Annotated in this window: 14 protein-coding genes; 12 read left to right on the forward strand and 2 right to left on the reverse strand. The window is 61.6% G+C overall.

Annotation, left to right across the window (positions count from 1 at the left end; all coding sequences use genetic code 11):
• Positions 1-153: 153 nt before the first annotated feature.
• A complete protein-coding gene (locus tag ACOYXG_RS01600) occupies positions 154-2,373 on the reverse strand; it encodes a primosomal protein N' (RefSeq protein WP_460355546.1) in 2,220 nt (739 codons plus the stop codon).
• 288 nt (positions 2,374-2,661) lie between these two features.
• Between ACOYXG_RS01600 and rpmE the strand changes: the two genes are divergently transcribed.
• From rpmE to ACOYXG_RS01615, 3 genes are all read left to right on the forward strand, one after another.
• Positions 2,662-2,877 carry a 50S ribosomal protein L31 gene (rpmE, locus tag ACOYXG_RS01605; protein ID WP_007968345.1) on the forward strand — a complete coding sequence of 72 codons (216 nt, stop codon included), beginning with the start codon at positions 2,662-2,664 and terminating at the stop codon, positions 2,875-2,877.
• A 41-nt stretch (positions 2,878-2,918) separates the two neighbouring features.
• Entirely contained in the window at positions 2,919-3,701 is a 783-nt protein-coding gene (locus ACOYXG_RS01610) for a thermonuclease family protein (RefSeq protein ID WP_115990448.1), read from the forward strand.
• A 183-nt stretch (positions 3,702-3,884) separates the two neighbouring features.
• Positions 3,885-5,153, forward strand: coding sequence for a malic enzyme-like NAD(P)-binding protein (locus tag ACOYXG_RS01615; protein WP_041074924.1), 1,269 nt, complete (start codon positions 3,885-3,887; stop codon positions 5,151-5,153).
• Positions 5,154-5,397: 244 nt separating this feature from the next.
• Here the strand turns inward: ACOYXG_RS01615 and ACOYXG_RS01620 are convergent, their stop codons facing one another.
• Positions 5,398-7,842: a penicillin-binding protein 1A gene (locus tag ACOYXG_RS01620; RefSeq protein ID WP_373558105.1), complete on the reverse strand. Its 2,445-nt coding sequence runs from the start codon at positions 7,840-7,842 to the stop codon at positions 5,398-5,400.
• Positions 7,843-8,061: 219 nt separating this feature from the next.
• On the opposite strand from ACOYXG_RS01620, the gene ACOYXG_RS01625 reads away from it, so the two are divergent.
• The 9 genes from ACOYXG_RS01625 to gltB all read left to right on the forward strand — a co-directional run bounded on the left by ACOYXG_RS01625 (position 8,062) and on the right by gltB (position 21,099).
• A complete protein-coding gene (locus ACOYXG_RS01625; RefSeq protein WP_096794691.1) occupies positions 8,062-9,126 on the forward strand; it encodes a pilus assembly protein PilM in 1,065 nt (354 codons plus the stop codon).
• Positions 9,126-9,692 (forward strand): PilN domain-containing protein, encoded by a 567-nt coding sequence (locus tag ACOYXG_RS01630; protein ID WP_097087018.1) that lies wholly within the window; start codon positions 9,126-9,128, stop codon positions 9,690-9,692. The genes ACOYXG_RS01625 and ACOYXG_RS01630 overlap by 1 nt, the downstream gene beginning before the upstream one ends.
• Complete coding sequence (gene pilO, locus ACOYXG_RS01635) at positions 9,689-10,312, forward strand: type 4a pilus biogenesis protein PilO (protein WP_097087020.1); 624 nt, start codon at positions 9,689-9,691, stop codon at positions 10,310-10,312. Before ACOYXG_RS01630 ends, pilO begins: the two co-directional genes overlap by 4 nt.
• On the forward strand, positions 10,309-10,836 hold the full coding sequence (locus tag ACOYXG_RS01640; protein ID WP_027611314.1) for a pilus assembly protein PilP: 528 nt from the start codon (positions 10,309-10,311) through the stop codon (positions 10,834-10,836). Before pilO ends, ACOYXG_RS01640 begins: the two co-directional genes overlap by 4 nt.
• A 13-nt stretch (positions 10,837-10,849) precedes the next feature.
• Positions 10,850-12,928, forward strand: a complete 2,079-nt coding sequence (pilQ, locus tag ACOYXG_RS01645) for a type IV pilus secretin PilQ (protein WP_460355553.1) — start codon at positions 10,850-10,852, stop codon at positions 12,926-12,928.
• Between the two features lie 4 nt (positions 12,929-12,932).
• Complete coding sequence (gene aroK, locus ACOYXG_RS01650; RefSeq protein WP_027611316.1) at positions 12,933-13,451, forward strand: shikimate kinase AroK; 519 nt, start codon at positions 12,933-12,935, stop codon at positions 13,449-13,451.
• Between the two features lie 151 nt (positions 13,452-13,602).
• Positions 13,603-14,703: a 3-dehydroquinate synthase gene (gene aroB / locus ACOYXG_RS01655; RefSeq protein WP_027611317.1), complete on the forward strand. Its 1,101-nt coding sequence runs from the start codon at positions 13,603-13,605 to the stop codon at positions 14,701-14,703.
• Positions 14,704-14,713: 10 nt separating this feature from the next.
• Entirely contained in the window at positions 14,714-16,303 is a 1,590-nt protein-coding gene (locus ACOYXG_RS01660) for an AAA family ATPase (protein WP_027611318.1), read from the forward strand.
• 350 nt (positions 16,304-16,653) lie between these two features.
• A complete protein-coding gene (gltB, locus tag ACOYXG_RS01665; protein WP_460355557.1) occupies positions 16,654-21,099 on the forward strand; it encodes a glutamate synthase large subunit in 4,446 nt (1,481 codons plus the stop codon).
• Positions 21,100-21,127: the final 28 nt, after the last annotated feature.

Raw genomic sequence — 21,127 nt, forward strand, 5'->3', positions numbered from 1 at the left:
CGGGCTTGCCAACCTTAGCAGGCAGCTTATGGATATGTGGTGACAATTCGGGCCTCTTCGCGAGCAAGCCCGCTCCCACAATGGATCAGCGGCGTTCATTTGTCTGGCTCATACCCTGTGGGAGCGGGCTTGCTCGCGAAGGCGATTTTCAGATCAATACAGATCCACGGGATCGACATCCAGCGACCAGCGCACCGCCCGCCCGCTCGGCATCTGCTCCAGTTCCAGCAACCAGTTGGCGAGCAACCGATGCAGCGGGGCCCGGGCTGCCGCCTGCACCAACAACTGTGCACGATAGCGACCGGCTCGGCGCTCCATCGGCGCCGGCACCGGCCCGAGCAATTCGATGCCGCTCAGATTCTGCTCGACCAGCAAGCGTTCGGCCGCGCTGCATGCCTCATCGAGAAAACCTTCGGCCTGCCCCGGTTTGTGCGCTTCGGCACGCAACAGGGCCAAGTGTGAAAACGGTGGCAGTCCGGCAGCCCGGCGCTCGCTCAAGGCCTGCTCGGCGAAAGCGAAGTAACCCTGCTCGGTCAGTTGCACCAACAAAGGATGGTCTGCCAGGTGCGTCTGGATGATCACCTTGCCCGGCTCCTCCGCCCGCCCGGCGCGCCCGGCGACCTGCACGATCAATTGCGCCATGCGCTCGCTGGCACGGAAGTCGCCGGAGAACAGTCCGCCGTCAGCATCCAGAATCGACACCAGCGTAACCCGGGGGAAGTGGTGCCCCTTGGCCAGCATTTGCGTGCCGACCAGAATGCACGGCTGGCCTTTCTGAATCGTCGCGAACAGTTGATTCATCGCGTCTTTGCGCGAAGTGCTGTCGCGGTCGACGCGCAGCACCGGGTAGTCCGGGAACAGAATCGCCAGGCGCTCCTCGGCGCGTTCGGTGCCGGCGCCCACCGGCCGCAGATCGACCTTGTTGCACTTGGGGCATTGGCGCGGCGTGCGTTCGACGTTGCCACAGTGGTGGCAGCGCAGTTCGCCGTAGCGCTGGTGCACGGTCATTCGCGCATCGCAGCGCGAGCACTCGGACATCCAGCCGCAATCGTGGCACAGCAACGTCGGCGCAAAGCCGCGCCGGTTGAGAAACACCAGCACCTGCTGGCCGGCCGCGAGGGTCTGGCCGATGGCTTGTTGCATCGGCCCGGAAATGCCGCTGTCCAGCGGACGGCTTTTCACGTCCAGCCGCAGGAAGCGCGGTTGCCTGGCACCGCCGGCTCGCTCGTTGAGACGCAGCAGGCCATAACGACCGGTGTAGGCGTTGTGCAGGCTTTCCAGTGAAGGCGTGGCGGACCCGAGGACGATCGGGATGTTTTCCTGTCGCGCGCGCACCAGTGCCAGATCCCGGGCGTGGTAGCGCAGGCCTTCCTGCTGTTTATAGGAGCCGTCGTGCTCTTCGTCGATGATGATCAGACCCGGGTTCTTCATCGGGGTGAACAGCGCCGAGCGAGTGCCGATAATAATGTCGGCCTCGCCGTCACGGGCGGCGAGCCACGCATCGAGACGCTCACGGTCGTTGACCGCCGAATGCAGCAGGGCGATGCGCGCATTGAAGCGCTGCTCGAAACGCGCCAGGGTCTGCGGGCCGAGGTTGATCTCCGGGATCAGCACCAGTGCCTGCTTGCCGGCTTCGAGGGTTTCGCGGATCAGTTGCAAATAGACTTCGGTCTTGCCGCTGCCGGTGACGCCCGCCAGCAGATACGCGTGATAACTGTCGAACCCGGCGCGGATCGCTTCGTAAGCGGCGCGTTGTTCGGTATTGAGCGGCAGTTCCGGTTGCGCCAGCCAGTGTTCATGGCGCACGCCGGGGGCGTGCCGGCGGATCTCCACCTGCACCAGGCCCTTGGCCAGCAGCAGGTCGAGGCTGTCCTTGCTCAACATCAGTTTGCTCAACAACTGATGGGCGACGCCGTGCGGGTGCTGCGCCAGCGTCGCCAGCGCTTCCCGTTGCCGTGGCGCGCGGGCGATGCGCGGATCATCAAGGCTGGCGCCCGGCGCGACCGACCAGAAACGCTCCTGACGGGCTTCGGCCGGTTCGCCCTGACGCAGCAATACCGGCAGTGCCCAGCTCAAGGTGTCGCCGAGGCTGTGCTGGTAATACTGCGATGTCCACAGGCACAGCTTGAACAGCGCGGGCGGCAGCGGCGGCTCGGTATCGAGCAGGGCCAACGCCGGCTTGAGTTTCTCCAGCGGCACGTCGCTGGTATCGGCGATCTCGACCAGAATCCCGATCATCTCCCGCCGCCCGAACGGCACCCGCAGGCGCATGCCCGGCTGCAACTGGGCGCGCAGCACCCCGGCCGGCGCCCGATAATCGAACAGGCGGCGCAGGGGCGAAGGCAGGGCGAGGCGCAGAATGGCGTCGGGCACGCGGGGGGATCTCGATCAGCAGGCGATTAAAAGGACTGCGTATATAACCTGTGGGAGCGAGCCTGCTCGCGAAAGCGGTGTATCAGGCGGCTGATATGCTGGCTGATAGATCGTCTTCGCGAGCAGGCTCGCTCCCACAGGGACAGCGCAATGGGCCGGGAGCCTAGCAGACGGTCGGTCTCAGGGACAGCTTGCGCGATTGACATTGTCTGGTAGAATCCGCGGCCTAATTACGTGCGGTATTCAACAATAGTGTTGGGTGGCGGCACGCTAGCTGAGGAAGACATCATGAAAGCTGATATCCACCCGAATTACCCAGAAGTTGCAGTAACCTGCAGCTGCGGCAACAAGTTCGAAACCCGTTCGACCTTCGGCAAAGCCCTGGCGATCGACGTTTGCAACGAGTGCCACCCGTTCTACACCGGTAAGCAGAAGACTCTGGACACCGGTGGCCGCGTTCAGAAGTTCGCCGACCGTTTCGGTGCCTTCGGCGCCAAGAAGTAAGATTGGTCATTCTGGAAAACTTCGACGGTTTCTCCAGGCTGATGAAAAAGGCGTCCCTTGTGGGCGCCTTTTTTGTGTCCGCGATTTGGCTGTCCGCTGCCCAGGCATTTTGCCCCACGCCTGCCGGCCTGAGCAGCGTCAGCGTCCAGCGCGTGGTCGATGGCGACACGCTACGCCTGAGCGATGGGCGCAGTGTGCGGATGATCGGTCTCAACACGCCGGAGCTGGGCAAGCAGGGCCGCAGTGACGAACCCTTCGCCGTGGCGGCGCGCAAACGTCTTGAAGCACTGGTGGCGGACAGCCAGGGTCGGGTCGGTCTGCTCCCCGGCAAGCAGGCCAAAGACCATTTCGGTCGCACCCTCGCGCATGTCTACAGCACCAACGGCACCAATCTTGAAGCGCAAATGCTCGCCGACGGCCTTGGGTTTCAGGTGGCGGTGGCGCCGAATGTCGATCTTGTTGCCTGTCAGCAGGCGGCCGAACGCAGCGCCCGTCAGGCCGGTCGAGGCCTCTGGCGCCAGTCGCCTGTACTGAAAGCGGAGCAGATCCGCACTTCGGGTTTCGCCGTGGTCAGTGGGCGTGTGAGCAAGGTTCAGCGCAATCGCGGCGGAATCTGGATCGAGTTACAGGACTCGGTTGTACTGCGCGTTGCACCCAATCTGGTCGGACAATTCGACAGCGCTCGGTTGCAAACGCTGAAGGGCAGACAGATCGAGGCTCGCGGGTGGGTTGTCGATCGTTCGCGGCGTGGCGGGCTGAAACCGGGTCAGCCGCGTTGGCTGCTGCCATTGACCGATCCGTCGATGCTGCAAAGCGCTCGCTGAAGAAAAATTGTAGACATTTTTTCTATCGATTGTGAACAGTCAAGCCCTTGTGCGCCGTGGCTCTTGGCCCAAAGTCGTAGGACAGGGCGCTTGACAGGGGTGACCGCTCAGTCTTGTGGGGACTTTGCGAGGCGCGTATCCTCGCTGACCAGTCTGTCCAACAGTAAAAAGCGGAATGCCAAAATGTCTGATCTGAAAACTGCCGCTCTCGAATATCATGCCAATCCTCGTCCAGGGAAGCTGAGTGTCGAGCTCACCAAGGCCACTGCTACCGCCCGCGACCTGTCGCTGGCCTACAGCCCCGGCGTAGCTGAACCAGTGCGTGAGATCGCCCGCGATCCTGAACTGGCCTACAAATACACCGGCAAGGGCAACCTGGTTGCAGTCATTTCCGATGGCACCGCGATTTTGGGCCTGGGTAACCTCGGCCCACTGGCCTCCAAGCCAGTGATGGAAGGTAAAGGCGTACTGTTCAAGCGCTTCGCCGGCATCGACGTGTTCGACATCGAAGTCGATTCCGAAAGCCCGCAAGCCTTCATCGACACCGTAAAACGCATCTCCATCACCTTCGGTGGCATCAACCTGGAAGACATCAAGGCGCCTGAGTGCTTTGAGATCGAGCGTGCTCTGATCGAGCAGTGCGACATTCCGGTATTCCACGATGACCAGCACGGCACCGCGATCGTGACCGCTGCGGGCATGATCAACGCCCTGGAAATCGCCGGCAAAACCCTGCCGGAAGCCAAGATCGTCTGCCTCGGCGCCGGCGCTGCGGCCATCTCCTGCATGAAGTTGCTGGTGAGCATGGGCGCCAAAATCGAAAACATCTTCATGGTTGACCGTACCGGCGTGATCCACTCCGGCCGTGATGACCTGAACCAGTACAAAGCCGTGTTCGCTCACGCCACTGACAAGCGCAGCCTGGCTGACGCTCTGCAAGGCGCTGACGTGTTCGTCGGTCTGTCCGGCCCGAATCTGCTAAGCGCTGAAGGCCTGCTGTCGATGGCGGCCAACCCGATCGTCTTCGCCTGCTCGAACCCGGATCCGGAAATCTCCCCGGAACTGGCGCACGCCACCCGCAGCGACGTGATCATGGCTACCGGTCGTTCCGACTACCCGAACCAGGTCAACAACGTACTGGGCTTCCCGTTCATCTTCCGTGGTGCCCTGGACGTTCGCGCCAAGCGCATCAACGAGGAAATGAAAGTGGCTGCGGCCAACGCCCTGCGTGAGCTGGCCAAACTGCCAGTGCCACAGGACGTGTGTGACGCCTACGGTGGTGCGCCGCTGGAATTCGGTCGTGAGTACATCATTCCGAAGCCAATGGACAAGCGCCTGATCACCCTGATCTCCGACGCTGTGGCCAAGGCTGCGATCGAGACCGGTGTGGCGACCCTGCCGTATCCGAAGAACTACCCGCTGAAAAGCGTGGATGACGTGTTCAACGGCTAAGCCGTTGTAGCGCTTCAACGAAAGCCCCGGCTTGTGAGAGTCGGGGCTTTTTTGTGCCTGTGTGATTTGTGGTGTTCTTCAGTGCCTCTTCGCGAGCAAGCCCGCTCCCACAGGTTTTGTGGCTACAACTCGCTCACTGTGGGAGCGGGCTTGCTCGCGAAGAGGCCGGCCCAGACAACATAAAATCACAGGCATAAAAAGCCCCGCACTTCTTTCGAAGGCGGGGCTTTTTGGGGCGCATTGATCAGAACAGATCGATCGGCGCCTGCTCATCCGCCGGCAGCGGGCTGCCCGGTACGGCGCCGTTGCCCAGTTCATTCACCGAGGGCGGCGTGTCTTCGGACTTGAACAGCTCGAAGTACGCGCCCGGCGTGCTCGGGGTGGCGGCACGACCGCTGACCGGATCCACCCGCAGGCTGAGAATGCCTTCCGGCTCAGGCTGTACGTGCGGCGGCTTGTCCTTGAGCGCGGCAGACATGTAGTTCATCCAGATCGGCAACGCCACGGTGCCACCAAACTCGCGGCGACCAAGGCTTTCCGGCTGGTCAAAGCCGGTCCACACGGTGGTCACGTAATCGGCGTTGTAACCGGAGAACCACGCATCCTTCGATTCGTTGGTGGTACCGGTCTTGCCGGCGATGTCGCTGCGACCCATGGCCAGTGCGCGACGACCGGTGCCGAGCTTGATCACGTCCTGCAGCATGCTGTTGAGGATGTACGTGGTACGTCCATCGACGATCCGCTCGGCCACGGCCGGCGCTTGTGGCGCAGTGGCAGCGCCCGGTGCTTCACCCGGAACCGGCGCGGCGTTGACGGTGATCGGCTGGGACTCCGGCGCGGCAAGGCCATCGGTCGCCGAGCCACCCTGTGGCACGGTCGGCGGGTTGGCGACGAACAGCGTGTCGCCGTTGCGGCTTTCGATCTTGTCGATGATGTACGGGGTGATCTTGTAACCGCCGTTGGCGAAGGTACTCCAGCCGGTAGCGATTTCCATCGGGGTCAGGGTCGCGGTGCCCAGTGCCAGCGACAGGTTCGGCGGCAGATCCTGCTTGTTGAAGCCGAAACGGGTGATGTAGTCGATGGTCTTGCCCACACCCATCGCCTGCAACAGGCGGATCGACACCAGGTTACGCGACTTGTACAGCGCTTCGCGCAGACGGATCGGGCCGAGGAAGGTGTTGGTGTCGTTCTTCGGCCGCCAGACCTTGTCCAGGTACTCGTCGACGAACACGATCGGCGCATCGTTGACCAGCGTCGCGGCGGTATAACCGCTGTCCAGTGCAGCACTGTAGACGAACGGCTTGAAGCTCGACCCCGGCTGACGCTTGGCCTGCAGGGCGCGGTTGTAGTTGCTCTGCTCGAACGCAAAGCCGCCGACCAGCGAGCGAATCGCGCCGTTCTGCGGATCCAGCGACACCAGCGCGCCTTGCGCCTGCGGGATCTGGCTGAATTTCAGCGAATTGTTCGGCTGACGCTGCACGCGAATCAGATCGCCGACCTGCGCCACATCCGACGGCTGGCGCGGTGCGGCGCCCATGCTGTTGGTGTTGAGGAACGGCCGCGCCCATTTCATGGTGTCCCAGGCGACGTGTTCTTCGCCGGTACGGGTCAGCACCTGCAAGCCATTCTTGTCGACCTGGGTAACGATGGCCGGCTCCAGGCTGCTGATGGTGCGCTGCTTGGTCAGCTCGGTCGCCCACGCTTCGTGGGTCTTGCCCGGCAGACGCGATTCAGGGCCACGGTAGCCGTGACGCTGATCGTAGGTCATCAGGCCTTCGTGCAGCGCGGTGTTGGCCATTTCCTGCAGGTTGCTCGGCACCGTGGTGGTGACGCGGAAACCTTCGGTGTAAGCGTCGCTGCCATAGCGACCGACCATTTCGGCTCGGGCCATTTCGGCGATGTACGGTGCGTTCACTTCCGGGGTCGGCACGTGATAACTGGCGTTCAGCGGCTCGTTGATCGCGGCGGTGTAGTCCGCCTCGGAAATCTTCCCGAGCTTGTACATGCGCCCAAGGATCCAGTCGCGACGCTCCTTGCTGCGCGCCGGGTTGGCCAGCGGGTTGAAGCGCGACGGGGCTTTCGGCAGGCCGGCGATCATCGCCATCTGCGCCAGGCTGACGTCGCGGATCGACTTGCCGTAATAAACCTGGGCCGCCGCCTCGATGCCGTAGGCGCGGTTACCCAGATAAATCTTGTTCACGTACAGCTCGAGGATCTCGTCCTTGGTCAGCTGCCGCTCGATCTGCAGGGCCAGAAGAATCTCGGTGGTTTTGCGCGAGAAGCTGCGTTCGCTGGTCAGGAAGAAGTTCTTCGCCACCTGCATGGTGATGGTGCTGCCGCCGGACTGAATGTGCCCGCTTTTGACCAGTTGGGTCGCGGCGCGCATCAGGCTGCTCGGATCGACGCCATAGTGGTTGGCGAAATTGTCGTCTTCAGCACTTAGTAACGCATTAATGAAATTGGGTGGAATGTCGGCGAAACGGATCGGAGTACGGCGCATTTCGCCAAATTCTGCGATCAACTTGTTGTCGCTGCTGTAGACCCGGAGCGGAATCTGCAACTGAATGCTTCTCAGCGCCTCCACAGACGGCAAACCCGGACTAAGGTAAAGAAACGCGCCGCTGAGACCTAAAAGCAGTCCGCAGAAAACGGCGACGATGGACCAACCGAAAAATTTCAGCAGACGAATCAAGGCTTTTGAACATCCAGGGCAAAGAATGAATTGGGCGACAGGGTTCCGGTAACACACAGAACAACCTGGGCCGGCAGTAAAAAGCGGAAAAAAACGCTGGGCATTATAAGCACTTTTCTGCTGGGGGCGTCATTTGCGCTTCTGTCAAGACGGGGTGAAGGAACGCAATGCGTATTACAGAGTCCGTAACTCACGGAAAGTCATAGGGAATTGGTAGTGCTGGGACTCTTCAAGAAAAAGACCAATACGTTACTGGGGATCGACATCAGCTCCACTTCGGTGAAGCTGCTGGAGTTGAGCCGTCAGGGCGACCGCTACCGGGTCGAAGCCTACGCGGTCGAGCCGCTGCCGCCCAATGCCGTTGTCGAAAAGAACATCGCCGAGCTCGAAGGCGTGGGTCATGCCTTGTCCCGGGTGCTGGTCAAGGCGCGCACCGGGCTCAAGAGTGTGGCGGTGGCGGTGGCCGGTTCTGCGGTGATTACCAAGATCATCGAGATGGACGCCGGGCTGACCGATGACGAGCTGGAAAACCAGCTGAAGATCGAAGCCGACCAATACATTCCCTATCCACTGGACGAAGTCGCCATCGATTTCGAAGTCCAGGGCGTGTCGCCGCGCAACCCGGAGCGGGTCAGCGTGCTGCTGGCCGCCTGTCGCAAGGAAAACGTCGAAGTCCGCGAAGCGGCGCTGGCGCTGGCCGGGCTGACCGCGCGCGTGGTCGATGTCGAGGCCTATGCGCTGGAGCGCTCGTTCGGCCTGCTCGCCACTCAACTGGCAGCCTCGCAGGAGCGCCTGACCGTGGCGGTGGTGGACATCGGCGCGACCATGACTACCCTCAGCGTCCTGCATAACGGCCGCATCATCTATACCCGCGAGCAACTGTTCGGTGGCCGGCAACTGACCGAGGAAATCCAGCGCCGCTACGGCCTGACTGTCGAGCAGGCCGGGCTGGCGAAAAAGCAGGGCGGTCTGCCGGACGACTATGTCAGCGAGGTATTGCAACCGTTCCGTGATGCTCTGGTGCAGCAGGTCTCGCGCTCGTTGCAGTTCTTCTTTGCCTCCGGGCAGTACAACGCCGTCGATCACATCCTGTTGGCCGGCGGCACCGCCTCGGTGCCGGGGCTGGATCGGCTGATCGAACAGCGTCTGGGCACCCCGACCCAGGTCGCCAACCCGTTTTCCGACATGGCCTTGAGCAGCAAGGTCAACGCCGGGGCGCTGGCCAGTGACGCGCCGGCCCTGATGATTGCCTGCGGGCTCGCGCTCAGGAGTTTCGACTGATGGCGCGGATCAACCTTCTCCCCTGGCGTGAGGAACGCCGCGAAGAGCGGCGCAAACGCTTTCTGCTGATCCTGATCGGGGTGTTCGTCGGTTCGGTGGGCGCAGTGTTCATCGCCGATCAGATCTTCAGTACCGCCATCGAGCGGCAGGCAGCACGCAATGCCTACATCGGCAAACAAATCGCCGTGGTGGACGAGCGGATCAAGCAGATCAGCGAGCTCAAGGCGCGGCGCCAGCAACTGGTCGAGCGCATGCGCATCATCCAGGACCTGCAGGGCAACCGGCAGATCAGCGGGCGGATTTTCGATCAGCTGGCGCGCACGCTGCCGGACGGGGTGTATTTCACCAGCGTGAAATTGCTCGGCAAGACGCTGTCGATCAGCGGCGCGGCGGAGTCGAACAACCGCGTTTCGGAGCTGATGCGCAATCTGGATGCTTCCGACTGGTTCGATGCGCCGAGTCTTAATGAAGTGAAAGCGACGACTGCCGGTCAGGTGGATCAGGCCAACGTCTTTCAGCTGACCGTGCGTCAGACCCAGCCAGCCGCGACGGAGGGCGACAAATGAAGCCGTCCGAATGGCTGCAAAGTCTGCGCAATATTGACTTCAACGATCTGGACACCAGCAATATCGGCTCCTGGCCGGCCGCGGTGAAAACTATCGCGGGAGCATTGCTGGCGGTGCTGGTGTTGGCGCTTGGCTATAACTTTTTCATCAGCGACATGGAAAACCAGCTGGAAGCCAAGCGTCAGGAAGAGGACACCTTGAAGGAGCAATTTGCCAGCAAGGCGCGCCTGGCCGCCAACCTGGAGCTCTACACCCAGCAGATGAAGGAGATGGAGAACACCTTCGGCGTGCTCCTGCGCCAATTGCCCAGCGACACCGAGGTCCCGGGATTGCTCGAGGACATTACCCGTACCGGGCTGGGCAGCGGTCTTGAATTCGAAGAGATCAAGCTGCTGCCGGAGGTGACCCAGCCGTTCTACATCGAGCTGCCGATCCAGATCACTGTCACCGGGGCTTACCACGACCTCGCGACCTTCGTCAGTGGCGTCGCCGGGTTGCCACGGATCGTCACCTTGCACGATTTCGAACTGGCACCGGCCAATCCCGATGGCGGGACGAAGCTGCGCATGAGCATTCTCGCCAAGACCTACCGCTATAACGACAAGGGGTTGGACAAATGACCCCGATCCGTTATTTCGCCCTGTCAGTGCTGTTGCTGGGTCTTGGCGGATGCTTTGGTGGAGATGACTTCAGCGACCTCGATGCCTACATGAACGAAGTGCGTCTGCGCCCGGCCGGCCGGATCGAGCCGACGCCGACGTTTCATTCCTATCCTACTTTTACCTACAGCGCGGCCAACCTGCGTAGCCCGTTCTCGCGCCAGGTGCGCGTCGATCTGGCCGGGCAGCAGCGTGGCTCGCGCAACGTCAAACCCGACCCCAACCGGGTCAAGCAATACCTCGAAGGTTTCAACATCGAGCAGTTTGAAATGGTCGGCACGATCTCCAATGCCAGCGGCTCCTTCGCCTTGCTGCGCGGGGCGGGTGCAGTGCATCGGTTGAAAGTCGGCGACTACCTGGGGCGCAACGACGGGCGCATTGTCGCCATCAGCGCCACTCAGGTCGATGTGGTCGAGATCGTGCCCGACGGCGAAGGCGCCTGGCTGGAACGTCCGCGCACCATTCCTTTGAAAGAGCACTCATAGTGGAAGTCGAACAATGAACAGGATTTTCTCCACCCTCGGTTTTTCGCTATGGATAGCGCTGCTTTCACCGATGGTTCAGGCGGCCAGCCTCAAGACGCTGGATGTCGCGGCGTTACCGGGTGATCGCATCGAGTTGAAGCTGTCGTTCGACAGCCCGCCACCGCAACCCAAGGGCTACACCACCGAATCGCCGGCGCGAATCGCCCTGGATCTGCCGGGTGTCGCCAGCCAACTGACGAGCAAGACCCGCGATCTGGGCAGCGGTAACGCGCGAACCGCCACAGTGGTGGAAGCCAACGACCGCACGCGCCTGATCATCAATCTGACGCAACTGACGCCCTACACCTCACGGGTCGAGGGCAACAATCTGTTCGTGGTGGTCGGGCAGGGCGCCAAGCCTGCTGCACCACGGCCAGCCGCTGTTGCGCCACGACCGGTCGCGGCTCCAGCGCCGGCGAAGGCTTATACCTCCGTCGCCAAAACCATTCGTGGCGTCGACTTCCAGCGCGGCACCGCGGGGGAGGGCAACGTCGTCATCGACCTATCGGATCCGACCATCGCCCCGGACATCCAGGAGCATGACGGCAAGATCATCCTGAGCTTTGCTCGCACGCAGTTGCCCGACAGGCTGCGGGTGCGCCTCGACGTCAAGGACTTTGCCACGCCGGTGCAGTTCGTCAACGCTGCCGCCACCGGTGATCGTGCGGTCATCACCGTCGAACCCAGCGGCACGTTCGACTATTCCACCTACCAGACCGACAACAAACTGACCGTCAGCATTCGCCCGATGACGGTCGATGATCTGCAAAAACGTAACGCCGATCGCAACAGCTACAGCGGTGAAAAGCTTTCGCTGAATTTCCAGGACATCGACGTGCGTTCGGTGCTGCAACTGATCGCCGACTTCACCAATCTCAATCTGGTGGCCAGCGATACGGTGCAGGGCGGGATCACCCTGCGTCTGCAAAACGTGCCGTGGGATCAGGCGCTGGACCTGGTGCTGAAAACCAAAGGCCTGGACAAGCGCAAGATCGGCAACGTGTTGCTGGTGGCGCCGGCCGACGAAATCGCAGCCCGTGAACGCCAGGAGCTGGAGTCGCAGAAACAGATCGCCGAACTGGCGCCGCTGCGTCGCGAGCTGCTGCAAGTGAACTACGCCAAAGCCGCCGACATTGCCAAGCTGTTCCAGTCAGTGACCAGCGCCGAGGCGAAAATCGACGAGCGTGGCTCGATCACTGTCGATGAGCGCACCAACAACATCATTGCCTACCAGACCCAGGATCGCCTCGACGAACTGCGGCGGATCGTGGCGCAACTGGATATTCCGGTGCGTCAAGTGATGATCGAGGCGCGGATCGTCGAGGCCAACGTCGATTACGACAAGAGTCTGGGCGTGCGCTGGGGCGGTTCGATCCAGAACAAGGGCAACTGGAACACCTCGGGGGTCAGTAACGGTACCTCGACCACCATTGGCACACCGGGCAGCACCAGTACCAACTCGCCGTTCGTCGACATGGGCACGGTGGGTAATACCTCGGGGATCGGCATCGCCTTCATTACCGACAATGTGCTGCTCGATCTTGAGCTGACCGCCATGGAGAAAACCGGCAACGGTGAGATCGTCTCGCAGCCCAAAGTGGTCACCTCCGACAAAGAGACGGCGAAGATCCTCAAGGGCACCGAGATTCCGTATCAGGAAGCCAGCTCCAGCGGTGCGACGTCGGTGTCGTTCAAGGAGGCTTCGCTGTCGCTGGAAGTGACGCCGCAGATCACCCCCGACAACCGCATCATCATGGAGGTCAAGGTCACCAAGGACGAACCGGACTACCTGAACAAAGTGCAGGATGTACCGCCGATCAAGAAGAACGAGGTCAACGCCAAGGTGCTGGTGAACGACGGCGAGACCATCGTGATTGGGGGCGTTTTCTCAAATACTCAAAGCAAGGTCGTAGATAAGGTGCCATTTCTTGGCGATGTGCCGTATCTTGGCCGCCTTTTCCGGCGTGATGTGGTTTCGGAGAAAAAATCCGAGCTGCTGGTATTTCTCACTCCGCGTATCATGAATAACCAGGCGATTGCTGTGAGTCGTTGATTCTGTGCGAAATTTGATTCTTGTAGGACCGATGGGCGCTGGAAAAAGCACCATCGGCCGGTTGCTGGCCAAAGAGCTGCGCCTGCCGTTCAAAGATTCCGACAAGGAAATTGAACTGCGCACGGGCGCCAATATCCCGTGGATCTTCGACAAGGAAGGCGAGCCCGGCTTTCGTGACCGTGAGCAGGCGATGATCGCCGAGCTGTGCGCGTTCGACGGCGTGGTGCTGGCGACCGGTGGCGGCGCGGTGATGCGTGATGCCAACCGCAAGGCCCTGCACGCGGGCGGACGGGTGGTGTATCTGCACGCCTCCGTCGAGCAGCAGGTCGGGCGTACGTCGCGCGATCGCAATCGTCCTTTGCTACGCACCGCCGATCCGGCGAAAACCCTGCGAGACCTGCTCGAGATCCGCGATCCGCTTTATCGGGAGATCGCCGATCTGGTGGTGGAAACCGACGAACGGCCACCGCGCATGGTGGTGCTCGACATTCTCGACCGTCTGGCACAGCTGCCACCCCGTTAAAGCGCCGCCGGAAATGCGCTATCCTCGGCGTCCTGTCACAGCCGCCGAGGTTGTGGCGGATGGCGTGCGAGCGGCGTCAGATTCGCTACAGGCCGCAGACAACCAATAATTCAGGGCAGGACGCCTGCTTCCATCTTCACTGTGGGGACACATGCAGACACTCAAGGTCGATCTAGGCGAGCGCAGCTACCCGATTCATATTGGCGAAGGTTTGTTGGATCAGCCCGAGTTGCTGGCGCCGCATATCCATGGGCGGCAAGTGGCGATCATCTCCAACGAGACCGTTGCGCCGCTCTATCTCGAACGTCTGACCCGCAGCCTTGCGCAGTTCTCGGTGATCTCGGTGGTGCTGCCGGACGGCGAAGCCTTCAAGAACTGGGAAACCCTGCAACTGATCTTCGACGGCCTGCTGACTGCCCGTCACGACCGCCGCACCACGATCATCGCCCTCGGCGGCGGTGTCATTGGTGACATGGCCGGTTTTGCCGCCGCCTGCTACCAGCGCGGTGTCGATTTCATCCAGATTCCTACCACGCTGCTGTCCCAGGTCGATTCGTCGGTGGGCGGCAAGACCGGTATCAACCATCCGCTGGGCAAGAACATGGTCGGCGCGTTCTATCAGCCGAACGTGGTGCTGATCGATACTGCATCGCTGAAAACCCTGCCGGAGCGTGAACTGTCCGCCGGTCTGGCCGAAGTCATCAAGTACGGTCTGATCTGCGACGAGCCGTTCCTGACCTGGCTCGAAGACAACGTCGACGCTCTGCGCGCGCTGGACCAGAAGGCCCTGACCTACGCCATCGAGCGTTCCTGCGCGGCCAAGGCGGCAGTGGTCGGTGCCGATGAGAAGGAAACCGGCGTGCGCGCCACGCTCAATCTCGGCCACACCTTCGGCCACGCCATCGAGACCCACATGGGCTATGGTGTCTGGTTGCATGGTGAGGCGGTGGCCGCTGGCACCGTGATGGCGCTGGAAATGTCCGCGCGTCTGGGCTGGATCAGCGAGCAGGAACGTGATCGCGGCATTCGTCTGTTCCAGCGTGCCGGTCTGCCGGTGATTCCGCCGGAAGAAATGACCGAAGCCGATTTTCTCGAACATATGGCAATTGATAAAAAAGTGATCGACGGTCGTCTGCGCCTGGTGCTGCTGCGCCGGATGGGCGAAGCGGTGGTGACCGCCGATTATCCGAAAGAGGTTCTACAGGCCACGCTGGGAGCGGATTACCGCGCTCTGGCTCAGCTTAAAGGTTAATAAGATTCCGATGACTAGTTTGCATGCCGACGAGGCGTTCCTCGGCCATTTCCAGTTAAGTCACGACCCTTTCGCGCCGCGGGTGCCGGGCTTCAAATTCTTCCCGGCCCAGCGCAAACCGGTGCTGGGGCAATTGCACCACCTGGCGCGTTACAGCCAGTTGCTGCTGGTGGTCACCGGCCCGCAGGGCAGCGGCAAGACCTTGCTGCGTCAGGCGCTGGTGGCCAGCACCAACAAGCAATCGGTACAAAGCGTTGTCGTGTCGGCCCGTGGAGCTGGCGATGCCGCCGGCGTGCTGCGTCAGGTGGCTCAGGCACTGAACGTGGCTCAGGCCGAAGTTGGCGCGATTCTGGATCAGGTGGTGCAGCTCGCGCTTACCGGCCAGGAGGTCTATCTGCTGGTGGATGACGCCGAGCAGCTCGACGAATCCGCCCTCGAAGCGCTGATGGCGCTAGGGGCCGGTGCACCGGAAGGTCGCCCGCATGTGTTCCTGTTCGGTGAGTCGTCGCTGATCGCGCAACTGGAGGCCTTGCACCTCGAGGAAGAGCGCTTCCACGTCATCGAACTGCAGCCGTATACCGAAGAAGAGACCCGCGAATATCTCGACCAACGGCTCGAAGGTGCGGGCCGGGGTGTCGAACTTTTCACCGCGGATCAGATCTCTGAGATTCACGAAAGCGCCGAGGGTTGGCCTGGCAACATCAACCAGGTCGCTCGCGATGCACTGATCGAAGTCATGATTGCCAGCCGCTCTGCGGTCAAGCGTCCAAGTATGGGGTTCAACATGCCGAAGAAACACGTATTGGCGATTTCCGCCGTCGTTGTGGTCGCGGTCGCCGCCGCCTGGCTGATGCCGGGTCGCAACAAGGCGCCAACCACCGGCGCACCTGCCAACGAACAGGCACAACTGCCATTGGGCCAAGGCGCCAATGGCGGCGCACCGAACGTCGAGTTCGCCGGCAATACCCAGCCGATGCCGCTGCCGCTGGTCGGCAACTCGCAACCGGTGATGCGCGGCCCGTTGGCTGAAGCCGCAGGCGGCATCACTGAAGGTGACGACGGCGTGCCGGTCGAAGGCTCCAGCGCAACGCCGCCGACCGTCACGACTTCCGCACCACCGGCAGGTGTTCCGGCCGGCCCGGCTCCGACGCCAGTACCTGTTCCGGCGGCCAAGCCGACCCCGGCACCGACTCAGGTCGCCACCGCCAAGCCTGCTCCGGCAGCGCCAGCGGCCAAACCGGCTCCGGCTCCGGCCAAGCCTGTTGCGGCTGCCAAACCGGCCGAGAAGCCGGTTACCGTGGCCAAGGCTGCCGGTGGCAGCTGGTACGCCGGTCAGCCGACCAGCAATTACGTGGTGCAGATCCTCGGCACCAGCTCCGAAGCGACCGCGCAGAACTTCGTCAAGGAGCAGGGCGGCGAGTACCGTTATTTCAAGAAAGTCCTCAACGGCAAGCCTCTCTACGTGATCACCTACGGCAACTTCGCCAATCGTGATGCAGCCGTTTCTGCCATCAAGGCCTTGCCAGCGAAGGTTCAGGCTGGTAAACCTTGGCCTCGCACTGTCGCCAGCGTCCAACAGGAACTGGCAACAACTCGCTGAAGATTCGGCGGCCTTACCCAGGCCGCCTCTCCAAGCACCTCAAAATTTCTACGAGTGCGCGCCGTCTCTACAGACCGCGTGCCTTGTGGTGTCTGCGTCACAGTAGTCTTTGAGTCGTTGCAGTCAAAATTAAAAAAGTTTTGACTAGCACAGCAGATCGCTTTAAACCTTTCACAAATGCGACATGAATTTGCGACATTTCGTCGTCAAATTTGTGAGCCTCTGTGTCGCTGTGTACAATGACCACCCTTTTGCCCCCGCAAAGCCGGCGTACGTTCGGCGCGGCAAGCAAGTGGTTGAATTGAAAAGAAATTTGCCTCGTAAAGAGGCAGCCTGGTGAGAAAGTGTCTATGAAAGCAGGTCTGTACCAACCAGATGAATTCAAGGATAACTGCGGTTTCGGCCTGATAGCTCATATGCAGGGCGAGCCCAGTCATACCCTTTTGCAAACGGCCATCGAGGCCCTGACCTGCATGACCCACCGCGGTGGGATTAATGCCGACGGCAAGACCGGTGACGGTTGCGGTCTGCTGATTCAAAAGCCTGACGCGTTCCTGCGGGCGATGGCCCAGGAAAACTTCAGCGTCGAGCTGCCCAAGCAATATGCCGTGGGCATGGTCTTCTTCAACCAGGATCCGGCCAAGGCCGAAGCCGCTCGCGAGAACATGAACCGCGAGATCCTCGCTGAAGGCCTGCAACTGATCGGCTGGCGCAAAGTGCCGATCGACACCAGCGTCCTCGGCCGACTGGCCCTCGAGCGCCTGCCGCAGATCGAGCAGGTGTACATCGGCGGTGAAGGCCTGAGCGATCAGGACATGGCGGTCAAGCTGTTCAGCGCCCGTCGTCGCTCGTCGGTGGCCAACGCCGCCGACACCGACCACTACATCTGCAGCTTTTCGCACAAGACCATCATCTATAAAGGCCTGATGATGCCGGCCGACCTGGCTGCGTTCTATCCGGACCTGGGTGACCAGCGCCTGCAAACCGCGATCTGCGTGTTCCACCAGCGCTTCTCCACCAACACCTTGCCGAAATGGCCGCTGGCCCAGCCATTCCGCTTCCTCGCCCACAACGGTGAGATCAACACCATCACTGGTAACCGTAACTGGGCACAGGCCCGTCGGACCAAGTTCACCAACGATCTGATGGATCTGGAAGAGCTCGGCCCGCTGGTCAACCGTGTCGGTTCCGACTCCTCGAGCATGGACAACATGCTCGAACTGATGGTCACCGGTGGCATCGACCTGTTCCGTGGCGTGCGGATGATCATTCCGCCAGCGTGGCAGAACGTTGAAACCATGGACCCGGATCTGCGTGCGTTCTACGAGTACAACTCGATGCACATGGAACCGTGGGACGGCCCGGCCGGCGTGGTAATGACCGATGGTCGTTACGCGGTGTGCCTGCTCGACCGTAACGGTCTGCGCCCGGCGCGCTGGGTCACCACCACCAACGGTTTCATCACCGTTGCGTCGGAAATCGGCGTCTGGAACTACCAGCCGCAAGACGTGATCGCCAAGGGCCGTGTCGGCCCGGGGCAGATCCTCGCCGTGGACACCGAGACCGGGCAGATCCTCGACACCGACGCGATCGACAACCGTCTGAAATCCCGTCATCCGTACAAGCAATGGCTGCGCAAGAATGCCCTGCGCATCCAGGCGACCATGGAAGACAACGACCACGGTTCGGCGTTCTACGATGTCGATCAGCTCAAGCAATACATGAAGATGTATCAGGTCACGTTCGAAGAGCGCGATCAGGTGCTGCGTCCGCTCGGCGAACAGGGCTACGAAGCCGTTGGCTCGATGGGCGACGACACGCCGATGGCCGTGCTGTCGCAGCGCGTGCGCACGCCGTACGACTATTTCCGCCAGCAGTTTGCGCAGGTCACCAACCCGCCGATCGACCCGCTGCGTGAAGCGATCGTGATGTCGCTGGAAATCTGCCTCGGTGCCGAGCGCAACATCTTTCAGGAATCGCCGGAACACGCCTCGCGCGTGATCCTCAGCTCGCCAGTGATCTCGCCGGCCAAGTGGCGCTCGCTGATGAATCTCGACCGCCCGGGTTTTGAGCGGCAGATCATCGACCTCAACTACGACGAAAGCGTCGGCCTCGAAGCGGCGATCCGCAACGTCGCCGATCAGGCTGAAGAAGCCGTGCGCGCCGGGCGTACCCAGATCGTTCTGAGCGACCGTCATATCGCCCCGGGCAAACTGCCGATCCACGCCTCCATGGCGACCGGCGCGGTGCACCATCGTCTGACCGAAAAAGGCCTGCGCTGCGATTCCAACATCCTCGTGGAAACCGCCACCGCACGCGATCCGCATCACTTTGCGGTGCTGATCGGTTTCGGCGCCTCGGCGGTCTATCCGTTCCTGGCCTACGAAGTGCTGGGTGACCTGATCCGTACCGGTGAAGTGCTGGGCGACCTCTATGAGGTGTTCAAGAACTACCGCAAAGGCATCACCAAAGGTCTGCTGAAGATCCTGTCGAAGATGGGCATCTCGACCATCGCCTCGTACCGTGGTGCGCAACTGTTCGAAGCCATCGGCCTGTCCGAAGAAGTGTGCGAGCTGAGCTTCCGTGGCGTGCCGAGCCGCATCAAGGGTGCGCGTTTCGTCGACATCGAAGCCGAGCAGAAAGCCCTCGCTACCGAAGCCTGGAGTCCGCGCAAGCCGATCCAGCAGGGCGGTCTGCTGAAGTTCGTCCACGGCGGCGAATATCACGCTTACAACCCGGACGTGGTCAACACCCTGCAAGCCGCCGTGCAGCAGGGCGACTATGCCAAGTTCAAGGAATACACCTCGCTGGTGGATAACCGCCCGGTGTCGATGATCCGCGACCTGTTCAAGGTCAAGACCCTCGACAAGCCGCTGGACATCAGCGAAGTCGAACCGCTGGAATCAGTGCTCAAGCGCTTCGACTCCGCCGGTATCTCGCTGGGCGCACTGTCGCCGGAAGCGCACGAAGCCCTGGCCGAAGCCATGAACCGCCTCGGTGCGCGTTCCAACTCCGGCGAAGGCGGCGAAGACCCGGCGCGCTACGGCACCATCAAGAGCTCGAAAATCAAGCAGGTCGCGACCGGCCGTTTCGGCGTAACCCCGGAATACCTGGTCAACGCCGAAGTGCTGCAGATCAAGGTCGCGCAGGGCGCCAAGCCGGGCGAGGGCGGGCAACTGCCGGGCGGCAAGGTCAACGGGCTGATCGCCAAGCTGCGATACGCAGTGCCGGGCGTGACCCTGATTTCGCCACCGCCGCACCACGACATCTACTCGATCGAAGACTTGTCGCAACTGATCTTCGACCTGAAACAGGTCAACCCGAAGGCGCTGGTTTCGGTGAAGCTGGTAGCGGAAGCGGGCGTCGGCACCATCGCCGCCGGTGTAGCCAAGGCCTATGCGGACTTGATCACCATCTCCGGCTACGACGGTGGCACTGGTGCTTCGCCGCTGACCTCGATCAAATACGCCGGCGCACCGTGGGAACTCGGCCTCGCTGAAACTCACCAGACCCTGCGCGGCAACGACCTGCGCGGCAAAGTCCGGGTGCAGACCGACGGCGGCCTGAAAACCGGCCTCGACGTGATCAAGGCGGCCATCCTCGGCGCAGAAAGCTTCGGCTTCGGTACCGCGCCGATGATCGCGCTGGGCTGCAAATACCTGCGCATCTGCCACCTGAACAACTGCGCCACCGGCGTTGCGACGCAGAACGAGAAGCTGCGCAAGGATCACTACATCGGTACCGTTGACATGGTGGTGAATTTCTTCACCTACGTCGCCGAAGAAACCCGTGAGTGGCTGGCCAAGCTCGGCGTGCGTTCCCTCGAAGAGCTGATCGGTCGTACCGATCTGCTGGAAATCCTCGAGGGCCAGACCGCCAAGCAGCACCATCTGGATCTGACCCCGCTGCTGGGCAGCGATCACATCCCGGCGGACAAACCGCAATTCTGCGGCGTTGAGCGCAACCCGCCGTTTGACCAAGGCCTGCTGGCCGAGAAAATGGTCGACATGGCGACGTCGGCGATCAACGACCTCAGCGGCGCCGAGTTCGAACTGGACATCTGCAACTGCGACCGTTCGATCGGTGCGCGGATCTCCGGCGAAATCGCACGCAAGCACGGCAATCAGGGCATGGCCAACGCGCCGATCACCTTCCGCTTCAAAGGCACGGCCGGTCAGAGCTTCGGCGTGTGGAACGCCGGCGGTCTGAACATGTACCTGGAGGGCGACGCCAACGACTACGTCGGCAAAGGCATGACCGGCGGCAAACTGGTCATCGTACCGCCGAAGGGCAGCGTCTATCAGACTCAGAACAGCGCCATCATCGGCAACACCTGCCTGTACGGCGCCACCGGCGGCAAGCTGTTCGCCGCCGGCACCGCAGGCGAGCGTTTTGCCGTGCGCAACTCCGGTGCCCACACCGTCGTGGAAGGCACTGGCGATCACTGCTGCGAGTACATGACCGGTGGTTTCGTCTGCGTCTTGGGCAAGACCGGTTACAACTTCGGCTCTGGCATGACCGGTGGTTTCGCCTACGTGCTCGATCAGGACAACACCTTCGTTGACCGGGTCAACCACGAACTGGTGGAAATCCAGCGGATCAGCGGCGAGGCGATGGAAGCCTACCGCAGCCACCTGCAGAACGTGCTGAACGAGTACGTCAAGGAAACCGAGAGCGAGTGGGGTCGTGAACTCGCCGAGAACCTTGATGACTACCTGCGTCGTTTCTGGCTGGTCAAGCCTAAGGCTGCCAACCTGAAGTCGTTGCTTTCCAGCACTCGTGCCAACCCGCAGTGATATGCGCCTGAAGAGTTTGATGAGGTTT

This window comes from Pseudomonas sp. G3-39, assembly GCF_054790485.1.

What these genes read in the sequence shown, in the direction of transcription:
- ACOYXG_RS01610 (WP_115990448.1), top strand. Translation starts at nt 2,919, where the DNA reads ATGAAAAAGGCGTCCCTTGTGGGCGCCTTTTTTGTGTCCGCGATTTGG.
- ACOYXG_RS01630 (WP_097087018.1), top strand. Translation starts at nt 9,126, where the DNA reads ATGGCGCGGATCAACCTTCTCCCCTGGCGTGAGGAACGCCGCGAAGAG.
- ACOYXG_RS01615 (WP_041074924.1), top strand. Translation starts at nt 3,885, where the DNA reads ATGTCTGATCTGAAAACTGCCGCTCTCGAATATCATGCCAATCCTCGT.
- ACOYXG_RS01640 (WP_027611314.1), top strand. Translation starts at nt 10,309, where the DNA reads ATGACCCCGATCCGTTATTTCGCCCTGTCAGTGCTGTTGCTGGGTCTT.
- rpmE (WP_007968345.1), top strand. Translation starts at nt 2,662, where the DNA reads ATGAAAGCTGATATCCACCCGAATTACCCAGAAGTTGCAGTAACCTGC.
- aroB (WP_027611317.1), top strand. Translation starts at nt 13,603, where the DNA reads ATGCAGACACTCAAGGTCGATCTAGGCGAGCGCAGCTACCCGATTCAT.
- gltB (WP_460355557.1), top strand. Translation starts at nt 16,654, where the DNA reads ATGAAAGCAGGTCTGTACCAACCAGATGAATTCAAGGATAACTGCGGT.
- pilQ (WP_460355553.1), top strand. Translation starts at nt 10,850, where the DNA reads ATGAACAGGATTTTCTCCACCCTCGGTTTTTCGCTATGGATAGCGCTG.
- pilO (WP_097087020.1), top strand. Translation starts at nt 9,689, where the DNA reads ATGAAGCCGTCCGAATGGCTGCAAAGTCTGCGCAATATTGACTTCAAC.
- ACOYXG_RS01660 (WP_027611318.1), top strand. Translation starts at nt 14,714, where the DNA reads ATGACTAGTTTGCATGCCGACGAGGCGTTCCTCGGCCATTTCCAGTTA.